The organism is Nostoc sp. (genome assembly GCF_036917135.1).
GTDB lineage: Bacteria > Cyanobacteriota > Cyanobacteriia > Cyanobacteriales > Nostocaceae > Nostoc.
This window is the reverse complement of sequence record NZ_JBALEA010000023.1, coordinates 304248-318935: the sequence shown is the minus strand read 5'-3', so window position 1 is coordinate 318935 and position 14688 is coordinate 304248. Positions and strand designations below refer to the sequence as shown.

The following is a 14688-nucleotide window of genomic DNA, read 5'->3' as shown; positions in this document are numbered from 1 at the left end:
TATCTCGAAACTGGGTTAATTAGCCGAACTTCAAGAGTCTTGAGTTTTGGGTAACTGCTGTTGGGGAGGCTGCGCTGTGTTCTGGTTCTCCTCAGTGAGGAGACTGTTGTGCTGTGTGTTTTCTGCCTGGTTTAAAACCTGCACCTTCATGGCTGCCAATTCGGTATCTACATCATTAGATTCCAAAGAAGTAAATTGTGTTTCCAAGTCGTCGCTACTGAGTTGAGCTATGGCTTCTGATTGAGCTTCTATCTGCAAAACTTTTTCTTCCATGCGCTCAAAGGCACTCAGACTGCTGGTTGCAGAAACTGTGCCCAGCATTTCTTGGAGGCGATAAGACGCTTCAGCAGAACGGGCGCGAGCAATATACATATCTTTTTTTGTTTTTGCCTCGCCAATTTTTAACTCTAGCGATCGCATATCCTTTTTTAGCCTAGCGACTATCTCGTTTTGCTGCTGTATCTGAGAAAATAGGGCTGTAGTGGTTTCTTTATAGGCTTGGCGCTTAGTCAAAGCTTCGCGTGCTAGAGGTTCGTTGCCTTGTTGCAGTGCTAATTGAGCGCGGCGATACCATTCTTCCATTTGAGACTGAGCCGCAGCCGCCTGTCGTTCGGTGCGTTTTTGGGTAGCGATCGCTTGTGCTACACCCTGCCGCAACTGCACCAGATTTTCCTGCATCTCCAACACAGCTTGCTCCAGAATCTTTTCTGGATCTTCTGCACCACCAATCAAACTATTGAGATTAGCGCGAATCACCCGCAGGATACGCTTGATTAACTCCATATCGGCTCTCCTTCACGAAACTCAATGCTGAGTGCTGAGTGCCTAGTTAAAGCCCTGAGTATAATAATTTTTATTGTCGGGTAGTTATGGAGTGCTGAATACCCAGATGAAGTCCTGAGTATAAGAATTTTCTGTCGTAAAGAAGCAAGATTCTGTCTCTACTACTCAGCACTCATAACTCAGCACTGTTATCTCATAGTATCGTAGATTTTTGCAACTCATCACTGCTGAACCCGTGCCTTGATTCCCCTCGCCTGTAATAATTGCATCTGTTTTTGTACTTGCTCTTTAGTCTTAAAAGCACCCAGATAAATCAATTGTTTGTCGAGTGATAAATAAGCATCGGGAACTACTTGCCGTGCCGAGTCTAAAACCGCGCCTTTATTATCTATGACTATATGATAAAACCCATCTGTTCCTGGTTTGATTTCTGCACTCAGTTTTGGTGAAGTTGTCATTGGCTGGGGTGAGGTTTTTGTCGTTGAAGCCGGAGGCGAATTCAGGAGAGGTAAAGGTTGTACTATCGGTACTGGTGCTAAAGCGATCGGATTTGTCGGTTTTACCGTTGTGTTAGGCACTGGCAATGGTACTGGAGGATTTGCGGGATTTTGGGGAACGACTGAATTAGGCACTACTGTGAGGGTTGGTTGGACTTTGGGTTTTAAGCCAACTAGATCATTGGGATCTTTCACCTCAGGAAACTCTTCATTAGCTAGATTGGGATACTTAGGTATAGATGTGCTTGGTGGCTGGTTCTGAGGTTGGACATTACTTCCAACTTCCTCAGTCTTTTCTGGTGCGGGAGACGAGTTCCCGTTAAACAATTTGCCTAAATTCCATTGTGACAAGCCTTTGGGATTGAATACTACATAACCCAAGGTAAGACTCGCCACCAATAGCAGCAACATTGAGCCGATACCCAAAGGTGATAGCAGACTGTCACTAGAATTGCTTGGTTTCCTGGTTTCTAGTTGTTCTTCTGTCAGACTTCGCAGCAGTGCTTCACTAGATTCCAAATAGTCATCTGGGTGTTTAGGTGTGTCATCTGGCCGCAAGAGATTTTCGCTATTAGTATCTTTAACGACTGTTCGCACAATGCTGCTACTAAAGTTGGGCGGGGGTGGTGGAAGTTGAGTTTGTGTTTTAGCAGAATCGGCGGTTGAGGGTACATTAAGATTATTCAGTTCCTCAGTCTTTGCCGTAGCTGACGCTGGTTTCATCTCAGAATTCACAGCTACAGCAGATGCTGGTGGTTCGTCAATTTTTGCCGTAGCTGGCGCTGTGGTTCCCTGATGATTCACAACAGTTACAGATGCAGACTGCACATTGGTTGTAATTGCCGTTACTGATGACTGAGTTGTGCCCGGTGTTGTCGGAATGGCAGTCAAAGGCTGGGCTTGACTGCTCATGTAACTTGCAACACGACGCTGGTTTGATGACACCAAACCATTTCGCGTGCGTCGATATCGAGCTAACTCTTGATCTAGTGGTACCTCTAAACTCGCTAGCGCTGCTGCTAGTGCTGGTTTCAATCCAGGTGTTTTAGACGATTGAGTACCGGAATCGTTCAGGGGGTTTTGAGTCATTGTCTGTGTGCCTCAAACGTTGATTGCTGGGATTAACTTTAGATATATTTGTGACAATAGTAGCGGAAATTATTTAAATAGATGGATTGTGTATTGGGTATCCCTTCGGCTTCGCTCAGGGCAAGTGGGCATGGGTGGGCATGGGGCATGGGGCATGGGGCATTGGGAAAGAGGAGGCAGGAGGGAGAAATAAATTCTTTAATTTTGAATTTTGAATTTTGAATTTATTTCTCCCTCACCCCCCACCTTGATGAAATCAATTAATGATATTTTGGGCGCTCTGGAAAAGCAAGAAAAATGGCAGGAGCAACCATTTCAACGCTTGCTCAAATGTTGGGCAGAGGTTGTTGGCCCAGTGGCTGCCGCAAATACTCGACCATTGTCGATTCAGCGTGATGTTTTGTCAGTTGCAACTTCTAGTGCTGCTTGGGCGCAAAACCTAAGTTTTGGGCGCACATCTCTGCTTTTAAAGTTGAATAAAAAGCTGCCAGCACCTTTGGTTGATATTCGCTTCTCTACTGCTGGCTGGCAGAATCCATCTGTGGAGAGAAAACAGCAACAAACGGTTTCGCCCCATGAGCATCCCAGTTATCTTGGTGATGAGATTAGTCGCCCTGATGTTACACCCACGAAAGATGTGAATGCTGCTTTTGGAAATTGGACGAAGATTATGCGATCGCGATCGCACAACTTACCCCTTTGTCCCCAATGTCAATCGCCCACCCCACCCGGCGAACTCCAGCGATGGCAAGTCTGTTCTGTCTGTGCTGCTAAACAGTTTGTAAAGCAAAATAGTTGAACGATAATTCCTTACAGCAGATTTCAGGTAAATGAAGTACATATATAAAACCCAAAACTTTGTAGAGACGTAGCAGTGCTACGTCTCTATGTATATTTGATTAGAGCGCAATCTGCTGTAAGCAGAATTTATCCAAAAGTAACTTGCTCCTACTACATAAAATACTTCTGATTATTGAGAAAAAATGTATTTTACTGCAAAACTATGCCGAATGTGGTAAGAAAAGCAGACTATTTATCTTAAAATCTATGCCTTAAGCCATACTTAAGGAGGAAGTTAAAAGGCTGGAAAAATCAAAAGCTTTACTTTTAATCTTGATCCCTAATAACTTTTAGGCGAAATCTATATGTAACCGCTCTAAAGATTATTGAAATATATAACAAGATTATAAAAACATCCTGAAGTTTATTTTTGCCTGGGGATCGCTGAAACCTATAGAAAATAATGACTTTTTGGCTTTTATCCGTCTTTATATATAGAAGCAAAATATAAGGATGAAATTCAGCCAGAAACGACACTAAAGATGAATCCAAATGAAACCTATTAAAGTTTTAGCATCTGCCTGTAGATATTGCCGTCATTACCAGCCAGAGGGTCGCCGTGGTGGAATGTGTCAGCAGTTGGGCGCACCAGTTCAAGCAACTTGGAAAGCTTGCTCTTTGGCGCTCCCACCTTTTGCACCTTCTTGGGAAACCTTAGAAGATGCTTGGGGTTTGCCAGATGTAGCCCCAGTTTTAACATCTTGTCAATCTCTAGGCTCAGATTTAGACAATGCTGCTCTGATCCCTGTAGAGAAAATAACTGCCTCGATCTCTCCTCTTAACAGGTAAAAACTAAAGCAGTGGTCATTTAGTTATCCATTATTACTGGACTCAGTTTGTAGTCCGCTTAAAATAAGATTTTTTTTTAAGATTTTTAGTGCTGAAAAAGTTGATATATACAAAAATCGCACCCTTTAGTGAGATGCGATTTTTGCAATTTTAAGGCAACCAAGGAAAAGAGCGAAAATCTGGTGGACGCTTTTCGAGGAAGGCTTGTTTGCCCTCAGACCCCTCTTCTGTCATGTAATACAGTAAGGTGGCATTACCAGCGAGTTCTTGTAAACCAGCTTGTCCGTCACAATCAGCATTAAATGCAGCTTTGAGACAGCGAATTGCGATGGGGCTTTTTTCTAAAATCTCCTGCGCCCATTGAATACCTTCAGTTTCTAGTTGTTCCACTGGGACAACGCAATTAATTAAGCCCATTTCTAGAGCTTGTTGTGCATCATATTGGCGGCAGAGAAACCAAATTTCTCTAGCTTTTTTTTGTCCCACGATGCGCGCGAGATAGCTGGCTCCAAAACCACCGTCGAAACTGCCAACTTTCGGGCCAGTCTGTCCAAAAATGGCGTTATCGGCGGCGATGGTAAGGTCACAAATCAAGTGTAGGACGTGTCCACCACCGATCGCATATCCAGCTACTAGAGCAATAACTACTTTCGGCATGGAACGAATCAGGCGTTGTAAGTCCAGCACATTTAAGCGGGGGATGCCAGTTTCGTCCACATAACCTGCATGTCCCCGCACACTTTGATCGCCACCGGAACAGAAGGCATATTTGCCATCAGTGTGTGGTCCATAGCCAGTAAATAGTACTACGCCGATAGTAGTATCTTCACGAGCATCACAAAAAGCGTCGTAGAGTTCAAAGACAGTTTTCGGACGAAAGGCATTGCGTTTGTGGGGACGGTTGATGGTGATTTTCGCAATGCCATCGTTTTTTTGATACAGGATATCTTCGTAGGTTTTGGCAGTTTGCCAGTTAATTTGCATTGGTATCGAATAATTTATTTGTCGGAAATCTCTTAGCCTAAATCGAAAAGCAAGATTTCACCACCGATGTTGGTGCTAATTTCTAATTGTTCTTCGCCGTTGATTTGCACTCCATCACCTGCTCTGAGTTCCTCCCCATTTAAGTTAACTATACCTTGTGCTATTTGTAACCAGGCATAGCGATCGGGTTTGACTTGATAATTAACAACATCACCTGACTCTAAAACAGATGTATATAAATCAACATCTTGATAAATTGTCACAGCACCATCGCGTCCATCTTTAGCAGCAATTAACCGTAATTTGCCGCGCTTTTCTTCTAGAGGAAAAGCTTTTTGCTCGTATCTTGGTGTCAATCCTTCTTGGTTAGGTAAGATCCAGATTTGTAGTAAGTGCAGTGGTTCAGTTGGTGAAGGATTAAATTCACTGTGACTAATTCCAGTACCAGCGCTCATAATCTGGGCATCACCAGGGCGAATCACCGATCCAGTACCCAAGCTGTCTTTATGCTCTACAGCACCTTCTAAGACATAAGTGAGGATTTCCATGTCACGATGACTGTGGGTAGGGAATCCAGCACCAGGGGCGATGCGATCGTCGTTGATTACTCGCAGAGAGCGAAATCCCATGCGGTTGGGATCGTAAAAACTACCGAAGGAAAATGTGTGATAACTATCAAGCCAGCCTATTTGAGCATGACCACGGGAGTTGCGATCGTGAATTAAGTGGGTAATTGTATTTTGAGACATAAATTTACCTCGTTGTTAATGAATATTTAGTTAGGGACTTACAAATAAAAAAATACTCAACTACTTCTTGTGGGGTGGGCAACATGAGCGCCCCTATACAAAGGCGGGCGAGACGCCCACCCCACAAGATTGGGTAATTTATTTGTTGGAAGTCCCTTAGAGGATGTTTGAAAAGTATTTAGCTGTGATTTCAAATTAGGACTAAAGTCCTTACTACAAACCTTGAATTATTCACGCCGCTCTACTTATTAATCTTGATGTATCTACTTGTCGAAGATATTTGGGAATTTTTCGACTTAGTTTTGAACTATTTCAATAGTAAAGTATATACATATAAAAGAAAAGTACGCACTTAAAAGTGACGTACTTACCAAAAAGATACTATTAGATTTACGAAAGACTACTTTTCTCAAAAGTCCTTATTTTATACCAGCAGGGATCTTTTGAGTTTTAGTAGTAGTTGCTTTGCCATTATCTGCCTTAATTTCTGCTACTTGCAGATGAGCTTCTAAGAACCAGAGTCGTTTGTCAATGGTGCGAGAAATTTCGGTGTAAAGGTCGGCGGTATCGAGGTCGCCTAATTCATCAGTTTTATCGATCGCTTCCCGGAGATGTTTAGCATAGAATGCATAACGATCTGACAACGCTGTTACGTGGTCTTTACCATCCAAAATATCTAAGGGATATTCTGGCAAAATTGAATTACTAGCTGCGGCGCGGGCTGTTCCAAAAGCGTATCCGCCTAAAGCTGTAACGCGTTCAGCGATCATATCGATGTATCCTTCTAATTCCCCAGCAAGTTCATCAAATAATAGGTGCAACTGGTAGAAGTCAGTTCCTTTAACATTCCAATGCGCTTGCTTTGCTTGGGTTTTCAGATCCGAAGTAGCAGCCAAACTTTGGTTGAGAAGTACCACAATTTGCACTCGCGCTTCGGCGGGAATGTCAATGCGGGTAGGGTACAAACGTGATGTAATGCTGTTGTCGCTCATGATTCTACGTTGTTAATACCTTTTATATCTAACTCTACAGAATTGCAAGGCTTGGCGAAACTCTCTGACGATGGATTGAATTAATGCCTGAATGTGTTACTGTTTATTACTATTAGTTAGATACGATGGTTTTCTATGGTATTGAATGTACCACCGAAAAGGCGATCGCGAATTACATCATTGTGCAAAAAGTCATGGGGAAAACCCAATTCAATTTTACTCACTTCATCTAACCGTTGCAGATGTTCTGCTGAGAGGGTGACTTCTAAGGAAGCTAAGTTATCTTGAAACTGGGTTAATTTACGCGCCCCAATGATCGGAATAATCACACCACTTTGAGCGTGTAACCAAGCTAATGCTACTTGTGAGGGTGTATGGTCAATTTCTGCTGCAACTTGGCTGACAACTTGCGCGATCGCTAAGTTCCGTTCGGAAATAGTTCCTAATGCTGCATTTGCTAATCGCCCTTGTTCGCTACCCTCTTGAGGAGGCTGATTATACTTACCTGTCAATACACCACCGCCCAAGGGACTCCACGGTGTTACTGCTAAATCAAAGGCTTTTGCCATCGGTAGCAAATCCCGTTCTGGTGTGCGTTGAATTAAACTATACTCAATTTGCAGGGCGACAAACTGCGTCCATCCTTGGTATTGGGCGATGGTATTTGCTTGGGAAACGATCCAAGCGGGTGTGTCAGAAATACCGATATAAAGTACTTTACCTTGGCGAACTACATCATCAAGCGATCGCAATACTTCTTCAATCGGTGTTGTGAAATCCCAAGCGTGCAACCAGAATAAATCAATATAATCGGTATTCAGCCGTTTTAGGCTACCTTCTAAAGACTGAATTAAATTCTTGCGATGGTTTCCACTGGCGTTCGGGTCGCCCTTTTTGTTATTCATCTGCAAGGGAAAGGAATATTTTGTCGCAACTACAAAGCATTCCCGTTCTAAGCCAATCAACTCACCGACAATTTTTTCACTGCTACCATCGGTATAACCGTTGGCGGTGTCAATGAAATTTCCCCCTGCTTCTACATAGCTATCAAAGATTTTACGACTTTCGTCAACAGATGCACCCCAACCCCAATCTTCACCAAAGGTCATGGTTCCCAAGGAGAGTTCAGAGACTCTTAACCCGCTTTTGCCCAAGAGTTTGTATCTCATGAATATTTTCTCATTAATGAAAAAACTAAGCAAATACCATCCTAAAAACATGATAATTCAGATCCCCGACTTCTTTAAGAAGTCGGGGATCTGGCTTCGCTACAATAAGCCTACGTCAAGTCAGAACAAGACATAATGACCTACACTTCACCAAAACTACTTACCTTCGAGGAATTTATAGCCCAATATGGTGATAATACACGCTACGAACTCATTGATGGGCAACTAAGAGACATGGAACCTACAGGGCCACACGAAGCTGTGGCAGGTGGTATTGCTGGTAGAATCTATGTCGAAATTTTTAATTCTAATTTAAACTGGTTGGTTCCAAAAACTTGTCTGATTAAACCACCTGCGGCTGAAGCTACAGCACTGCGTCCTGATGTAATTGTTTTAGATAAAGCAGAACTTAGTAAAGAACCGCTATGGCAAAAAGAACCGATTATTTGTAACGGCAGTACAATCAAGCTGGTGGCAGAAGTTGTAAGTACTAATTGGCAAGATGATTATGCAAGAAAAGTGGAAGAATACGCTTTTCTTAACATCCCGGAATATTGGATTGTGGATTTTCGTGGCTTGGGTGGTTTGCAATTTATTGGGAATCCTAAACAACCTACCTTTACTGTTTGCCAGTTAGTTAACGGTGTGTACCAGCAACAACAATATCGCTTAGGAGATACTATCTCATCTGAACTATTACCAAATTTACAATTTAAACTTGACGATATTATACATATTTGATTAATGAAATTTTGCTGCCCAGATCCCCGACTTCTTTAAGAAGTCGAGGATCTAAATCCAGCGATTTAGTAAGTGAGATTCATCGCTACGGTTTTCTAAGCTAGAATACCAAAGTTGTGTTTAGACACATCCGATAAGTCAATTGCTAAAGAGCCGTTATTTATATGAGCTACTACGTAATCTACGATGGGAATTGTAATCTCTGCGTTACCCTGGTGCGATCGCTAGAAACTTTAGACAGGGGAAATTTATTTCGCTACGCTCCTATGCAAGATGAGCAAACACTTTTACAGTGGGGAATTACAGCCGAAGATTGCGAACAAGGAGTGATTTTAATTGATGGCAATGAACCACAGAGACGTTGGCAAGGTAGTAATGCTGCTGAAGAATTTGGGCGGTTATTGCCAGCAGGAAGTATATTTGTAGACGCTTATCGAGCCTTACCGGGGATGAAATGGGCAGGCGATCGCTTTTACGAACAAATCCGCGATCATCGTTACACCATATTTGGTAAACGTTCTAATACATATCAATCGTCATACTGCGTGGATGATACCTGCAATCCGTAAGGTAGTACAGCTATGCTAGCTTACGAACTATTGTCATTAGACAGAGTTTATTTTAGTCAAAAATCCGCCTCCAGATGCTAGCAAAAAGTGTGCTAGACCAACCATTATGCTATCTGGCGTGTTTAGTAAAACTTGTGCAATCAATGACATTTGCGATCGCCTACGGTGGGCGGGTACGCCATCGCGCCACAATTCGGCACAACATAGAATCTGATGGGAGGATACTGCGTGAGAATTGGTGCTAACTACTTGGGTAACGGGGAGTGTGAATTTACAGTTTGGTCTCCACTACTAGATAGCGTCACGGTACAAATTTTGACAGCAGAACAGCAGCTAATTCCTCTCAAGCCTCAGTCTGAGGGATACTGGCACACGAAAGTCAACGATGTGTATCCGGGTACGCTTTATCGCTATGTTTTGAATGGACAAGACACCTTTGCCGATCCCGCGTCACAGTATCAACCAGAAGGGGTACATGGGCCGTCGCAAATTGTCGATCATCACTTTGAATGGACTGATGAAGCATGGGCGGGGATTCCTGTGGAGTCGATGATTTTTTATGAACTCCATGTTGGTACATTTACGCCGGCAGGAACTTTCACCGCCATCATTCCTCGTTTACCGGAACTGCGAGAACTGGGAATTAACGCTATTGAAATCATGCCGATCTCCCAGTTTCCGGGAGACACCCATGTTGAAGCTGCTTTGACATATCGCAACTGGGGTTATGACGGCGTTTATCCCTTTGCTGTCCAAAATTCCTACGGTAGCCCAGCCGAACTGAAGCAATTGGTAAATGCTTGTCACCAACATAATATCGCCGTCGTGCTGGATGTGGTATATAACCACTTTGGGCCAGAAGGCAATTACATGAGTCAGTTCGCGCCCTACTTTACTAAAACCTATAAAACACCGTGGGGCGAAGCGCTGAATTTCGATGACGCCCATAGTCAGGGTGTGCGAAATTATTTTATCCAAAATGCGCTTTACTGGTTGGGCGAGTTCCATATTGATGCATTGCGGTTGGATGCTATTCAAGCAATTTACGACTTGGGTGCCAAACATTTTTTATGGGAACTAGCGGAAGCTATTCATCATTTCTCACAACAAGGGCAAAAATGGAAACGCCATTTAATTGCTGAAAGCGATTTGAATAATCCGCAAATAATTCGTCCGGCAGAATTGGGTGGATATGGACTAGATGCTCAATGGAGTGATGATTTTCACCATGCATTGCATACACTGTTGACAGGCGATCGCCAAGGATATTATCAAGATTTTGGGCAATGTGCTGATTTGGCAAAAGCTTATGAAGATACTTTTGTCTACGATTGGAAATACTCGCCCGATCGCAAACGATTTCATGGCGTATCTTGCCGCGATCGCTCTTTATCACAGTTTACAGTCTGTATTCAGAATCACGATCAAATCGGCAATCAAATGAAAGGAGAACGCCTCAGCCAGCGCATCTCTTTTGAAGGATTAAAGTTGGCTGCTGGCGCTGTGTTATTGTCGCCCTACTTACCGTTGTTATTCATGGGAGAAGAATACGGCGAAACAGCACCCTTCATTTACTTTGTCAGTCACTCCGATCCCGATTTGATTCAAATGGTTCGAGCCGGACGCAAAGAAGAATTTGAAGCATTTCACTATGCAGATGATCCCCCAGATCCCGAATCGGCAGAAACTTTCCTTAGTTCTAAACTCAATTGGGAATTACGTCATAACGGTAAGCACAAAGTTCTGTGGGATTGGTATCGCCAGTTAATTAATTTACGCAAGACGCATCCAGCGCTTCTCAATCAAGACCGCAATTTCATTGAAGCGACTAGCGATGAACACAAGGAAGTGGTCATTGTGCGTCGTTGGTGCGAATCGAGTGAACTAATTTTTGTGATGAATTTCAATTCGTCTCCGGTGACAGTGACTTTGCCAAGTCAACACGATGTTCATAAGTTATTAGACTCAGCAGACACATTATGGTCTGGGCCTGGTTCTGATGCGCCGGAACATCTCTCTGTGAAGCAAGAACTGAGAGTAAAAGCTACTAGTTTGGTGCTGTATGAAGGGGGAGTAGAAAGTTAAGAATTCATGCATTCAAAAATAAATGAGGTATAGCACTTCTGGGTTGAGTGTAATAAAGACCTAACCCCCAGCCCCTTCCCTACTAGCGTTGGGGAGTAAGATTTAAAGCCTCTCTCCTTTTAAGCTACGGTGTATACACAAGTCTTGGAGAATTGCGCCACAAGCTTTTGATCCCCCCAACCCCCCTTAAAAAGGGGGGCAAAAACTTCTTAAAGTCCCCCTTTTTAAGGGGGATTTAGGGGGATCTTCACGATTTTGGTTTTGTACAAAGATGTGTGTACACCGTAGCTCTTTTTAGGAGAGAGGTGAAAGTGTATTGCTTCCATTCGAGAACCTTAAAGTTTCAAGCTCAAAGGTTCAACGTTCAAGCTCAGAGGTTCAGCGTTCAAGCTCAGAGGTTCAACGTTCAAGCTCAGAGGTTCAACGTTCAAGCTCAAAGGTTCAACGTTCAAGCTCAAAGGTTCAGCCTTCAAGCTCAAAGGTTCAACGTTCAAGTTAAAAGGTTCAAACTCCCTGATTTCCCTCATCCCCATCACTCCCCACTCCAAAAAACTATGCGAATTCCCACCGCTACTTATCGAATTCAGTTTACACCTGAGTTTGGCTTTGACAACGCTAAAGCGATCGCAGCTTATCTGGCAGATTTAGGTATTTCTGATTTATACGCCTCCCCCATTTTCAAGGCACGCTCCGGGAGTACCCACGGCTACGATATAGTAGATGCCACTCAACTAAACCCAGAACTGGGAACTAATGAATCCTTTGATGCCTTAGTTGATGAAGTTCAATCCCTTGGTATGGGCTGGTTACAAGATATTGTGCCGAACCACATGGCCTATACCAGCGAAAACCTTTACTTGATGGACATATTGGAACACGGCCCAGATTCCAGTTATACCGACTACTTCGACCTTTCTTGGAATGCTCCCTTTGGCGATCGCCAAGAGCGAATTTTAGCGCCACTACTGGGAGATTTCTATGGTGCATCCCTGGAAAACGGACATATTCAACTGCAATACGAAGAAAACGGTTTAACTGTCAACTATTACAGCTTGAAACTGCCACTCAGGTTGGAATCTTATACAAAATTTATCACTCATAATCTGGGTAAGCTCACACGCACACTGGGACGCAATCATCCCGATTTTATTAAGCTATTGGGGATTCTGTATATTCTCAAAAATGTGCCTTCAGAGGTGGCGGGTAAACAGCGACAAGACCAGATTGCATTTATTAAAGGATTAGTTTGGGAACTCTATACCACAAATGAAGCCATCCGCGAATTCATTGATGAAAATATTGAAATTTTCAACGGAGAAGCGGGTAATTCTGATAGTTTTAACCTCCTAGATGAATTACTGAATGACCAGTTTTACCGTCTGGCTTTTTGGAAAGTTGGCGCGGAGGAAATGAACTACCGCCGTTTCTTTACTGTCAACGAACTGATTTCCGTTAAAGTTGAAGAAGTGCGAGTATTTAATAATACTCACAGCCTCATTCAAAAACTAGTTGAAGAAGGCAAATTTACAGGTTTACGCATCGACCATATTGATGGACTTTATAACCCAATCCAGTATCTAGAAAGGCTGCGGGAAAAGACGGGCGATATTTATATCACCGTTGAAAAGATTTTAGAACTAACCGAAGACTTGCCGGAAAATTGGGCAATTGAAGGGACATCTGGATATGACTTTCTCAACTATGTAAATGGCGTATTTTGTCAAAGGGAAAATCAATCACAGTTGGATAAAGTTTACCAGAACTTTATCGGCTCCAGGGCAGATTATGCAACTATAGTGAAAGAGAAAAAGCACCTGATCTTAGAAAAGAACTTAGCAGGTGATATTGACAATTTGGCTCTTTTATTAAAGAATATTTCCAGCAAATATCGCTATGGCAACGATTTTACCCTAAATGGACTAAAAAGAGCGATCGCCGAAGTTTTGACTTTATTCCCGATTTACCGCACCTATATTACCCCTGATGGAATTGGAGATAGCGATCGCGCTACCATCGAGAAAGTAATTCACCAAGCCAAAGAACAAACACCCCTGTTACAGCACGAACTAACCTTTATTGAAAAGTTAATGCTACTAGAGTTTGATAACTCTCTGACTCAAACAGAACGCGAACAGTGGATATATTTTGTCTTGCGAATGCAGCAATATAGCGGTCCATTAATGGCGAAAGGCGTTGAAGACACCACATTATATGTTTACAATCGGTTGCTGTCGCTGAATGAAGTGGGGGGTAATCCCGGTCATTTCGGGATATCTGTAGCTGAGTTCCACAGTTTTAACCAACAGCACCAAGCAACCTGGCCGCACACTATGAACACCACCGCTACCCACGACACCAAACGCGGCGAAGATGTGCGGGCGAGGTTGAATGTCCTTTCAGAAATCCCCGAAGAGTGGGATCAGCAGGTAAATACTTGGAGCGCCATTAATCGGGGACATCGTAGCCATCGCCAGGGATTTGCTATACCCGATCGCAACGATGAATATTTTCTTTATCAAACTCTAGTGGGGGCGTTTCCCTTTGCGGAACATGAACAGACATCCTTCGTCGAACGGGTGAAAGACTATATAATTAAGGCAATTAGAGAAGCGAAAGTACATACAGCATGGTTGCGACCTGATAGCGAGTATGAAGAAGCTTGTACTTCCTTTATTGAGAAAGTACTCGACCCTTCCATCTCCGAGGAATTTTTAGAAGCCTTTCGTCCCTTTCAACAGCGAATTGCAGAATATGGTATATTCAATTCCCTTTCCCAAACTCTCCTGAAGATTACCGCACCCGGCGTACCCGACTTTTATCAAGGAACAGAACTTTGGGAACTGAGTCTAGTCGATCCAGATAATCGCCGTCCTGTAGATTTTGAACAGCGACGTACTTCTTTAAGCGCCATCCGCGAACAAGTAAAAACAGACATTCTCGGACTAATTCAAGACTTACTAAACCACAAAACAGACGGTAAAATCAAACTATTTTTAACGGCTCAATTACTCCAAGCCAGAACCAACTACGTCTCATTATTCCAGGACGGCGATTATTTACCCTTAGAAGTTCAAGGAACCTACGCCAATCACATTATCGCCTTTGCGCGGCGAGAAGGGAATCAAACAGCGATCGCGATCGCGCCACGCTTTTTAACCAGCCTCATCCAGCCAGGAGACAACCCCTTAGGCGAGTCAGTTTGGCAAGATACACACCTCCAATTACCCCCTGGAACTTCCCTCACCTGGAAAAACGTCATAACTGAGCAACCCTTACAGGCTAAAGAAACTCTATCTATAGCATCAGCCCTCGCCCATTTTCCAGTTGCCTTGTTAATTAGTACTGCTGAGTAAAAACTCTGCGTTCCTCTCTGACTTTTGACGTTATGTGGAAAAGCCACG

At 43.2% G+C, this 14688-nt stretch carries 13 protein-coding genes; 7 read left to right on the top strand and 6 right to left on the bottom strand.

The window, feature by feature from the left end:
• Positions 1-30: 30 nt before the first annotated feature.
• Together V7K50_RS06165 and V7K50_RS06160 are read right to left on the bottom strand one after the other, a co-directional pair.
• The gene (locus V7K50_RS06165) at positions 31-783 is read right to left on the bottom strand and encodes a PspA/IM30 family protein (protein ID WP_334958177.1); all 753 of its coding nucleotides are present in this window, start codon (positions 781-783) and stop codon (positions 31-33) included.
• A 221-nt stretch (positions 784-1004) separates the two neighbouring features.
• Positions 1005-2369: a hypothetical protein gene (locus V7K50_RS06160; RefSeq protein ID WP_334958175.1), complete on the bottom strand. Its 1365-nt coding sequence runs from the start codon at positions 2367-2369 to the stop codon at positions 1005-1007.
• A gap of 250 nt (positions 2370-2619) precedes the next feature.
• Here V7K50_RS06160 and V7K50_RS06155 point away from each other — a divergent pair, with 250 nt between their 5' ends.
• Positions 2620-3168, top strand: coding sequence for a DUF721 domain-containing protein (locus tag V7K50_RS06155; RefSeq protein ID WP_334958173.1), 549 nt, complete (start codon positions 2620-2622; stop codon positions 3166-3168).
• Between the two features lie 533 nt (positions 3169-3701).
• The gene (locus V7K50_RS06150) at positions 3702-3998 is read left to right on the top strand and encodes a hypothetical protein (protein WP_334958171.1); all 297 of its coding nucleotides are present in this window, start codon (positions 3702-3704) and stop codon (positions 3996-3998) included.
• 150 nt (positions 3999-4148) lie between these two features.
• On the opposite strand, the gene menB is transcribed toward V7K50_RS06150, so the two are convergent.
• From menB to V7K50_RS06130, 4 genes are all read right to left on the bottom strand, one after another.
• Positions 4149-4982: a 1,4-dihydroxy-2-naphthoyl-CoA synthase gene (menB, locus tag V7K50_RS06145; protein ID WP_334804808.1), complete on the bottom strand. Its 834-nt coding sequence runs from the start codon at positions 4980-4982 to the stop codon at positions 4149-4151.
• Between the two features lie 32 nt (positions 4983-5014).
• Positions 5015-5731 (bottom strand): pirin family protein, encoded by a 717-nt coding sequence (locus tag V7K50_RS06140; RefSeq protein ID WP_334958169.1) that lies wholly within the window; start codon positions 5729-5731, stop codon positions 5015-5017.
• 419 nt (positions 5732-6150) lie between these two features.
• Complete coding sequence (gene dps, locus V7K50_RS06135) at positions 6151-6723, bottom strand: DNA starvation/stationary phase protection protein Dps (protein ID WP_334958167.1); 573 nt, start codon at positions 6721-6723, stop codon at positions 6151-6153.
• Positions 6724-6839: 116 nt separating this feature from the next.
• Positions 6840-7892 (bottom strand): aldo/keto reductase, encoded by a 1053-nt coding sequence (locus V7K50_RS06130; protein WP_334958166.1) that lies wholly within the window; start codon positions 7890-7892, stop codon positions 6840-6842.
• A 135-nt stretch (positions 7893-8027) separates the two neighbouring features.
• Between V7K50_RS06130 and V7K50_RS06125 the strand changes: the two genes are divergently transcribed.
• The 5 genes from V7K50_RS06125 to treY all read left to right on the top strand — a co-directional run bounded on the left by V7K50_RS06125 (position 8028) and on the right by treY (position 14640).
• A complete protein-coding gene (locus V7K50_RS06125; RefSeq protein ID WP_334958165.1) occupies positions 8028-8633 on the top strand; it encodes a Uma2 family endonuclease in 606 nt (201 codons plus the stop codon).
• Between the two features lie 164 nt (positions 8634-8797).
• Positions 8798-9202, top strand: a complete 405-nt coding sequence (locus V7K50_RS06120; RefSeq protein WP_334958164.1) for a thiol-disulfide oxidoreductase DCC family protein — start codon at positions 8798-8800, stop codon at positions 9200-9202.
• A gap of 74 nt (positions 9203-9276) precedes the next feature.
• Positions 9277-9447 (top strand): hypothetical protein, encoded by a 171-nt coding sequence (locus V7K50_RS06115; protein WP_334958162.1) that lies wholly within the window; start codon positions 9277-9279, stop codon positions 9445-9447.
• Entirely contained in the window at positions 9431-11287 is a 1857-nt protein-coding gene (gene treZ / locus V7K50_RS06110; protein WP_334958161.1) for a malto-oligosyltrehalose trehalohydrolase, read from the top strand. Before V7K50_RS06115 ends, treZ begins: the two co-directional genes overlap by 17 nt.
• A 554-nt stretch (positions 11288-11841) precedes the next feature.
• On the top strand, positions 11842-14640 hold the full coding sequence (gene treY, locus V7K50_RS06105; protein WP_334958159.1) for a malto-oligosyltrehalose synthase: 2799 nt from the start codon (positions 11842-11844) through the stop codon (positions 14638-14640).
• Positions 14641-14688: the final 48 nt, after the last annotated feature.

Coding starts and splice junctions, on each gene's coding strand:
- V7K50_RS06165 (WP_334958177.1), bottom strand. CDS start 783: ATGGAGTTAATCAAGCGTATCCTGCGGGTGATTCGCGCTAATCTCAAT.
- V7K50_RS06160 (WP_334958175.1), bottom strand. CDS start 2,369: ATGACTCAAAACCCCCTGAACGATTCCGGTACTCAATCGTCTAAAACA.
- V7K50_RS06155 (WP_334958173.1), top strand. CDS start 2,620: ATGAAATCAATTAATGATATTTTGGGCGCTCTGGAAAAGCAAGAAAAA.
- V7K50_RS06150 (WP_334958171.1), top strand. CDS start 3,702: ATGAAACCTATTAAAGTTTTAGCATCTGCCTGTAGATATTGCCGTCAT.
- menB (WP_334804808.1), bottom strand. CDS start 4,982: ATGCAAATTAACTGGCAAACTGCCAAAACCTACGAAGATATCCTGTAT.
- V7K50_RS06140 (WP_334958169.1), bottom strand. CDS start 5,731: ATGTCTCAAAATACAATTACCCACTTAATTCACGATCGCAACTCCCGT.
- dps (WP_334958167.1), bottom strand. CDS start 6,723: ATGAGCGACAACAGCATTACATCACGTTTGTACCCTACCCGCATTGAC.
- V7K50_RS06130 (WP_334958166.1), bottom strand. CDS start 7,892: ATGAGATACAAACTCTTGGGCAAAAGCGGGTTAAGAGTCTCTGAACTC.
- V7K50_RS06125 (WP_334958165.1), top strand. CDS start 8,028: ATGACCTACACTTCACCAAAACTACTTACCTTCGAGGAATTTATAGCC.
- V7K50_RS06120 (WP_334958164.1), top strand. CDS start 8,798: ATGAGCTACTACGTAATCTACGATGGGAATTGTAATCTCTGCGTTACC.
- V7K50_RS06115 (WP_334958162.1), top strand. CDS start 9,277: ATGCTAGCAAAAAGTGTGCTAGACCAACCATTATGCTATCTGGCGTGT.
- treY (WP_334958159.1), top strand. CDS start 11,842: ATGCGAATTCCCACCGCTACTTATCGAATTCAGTTTACACCTGAGTTT.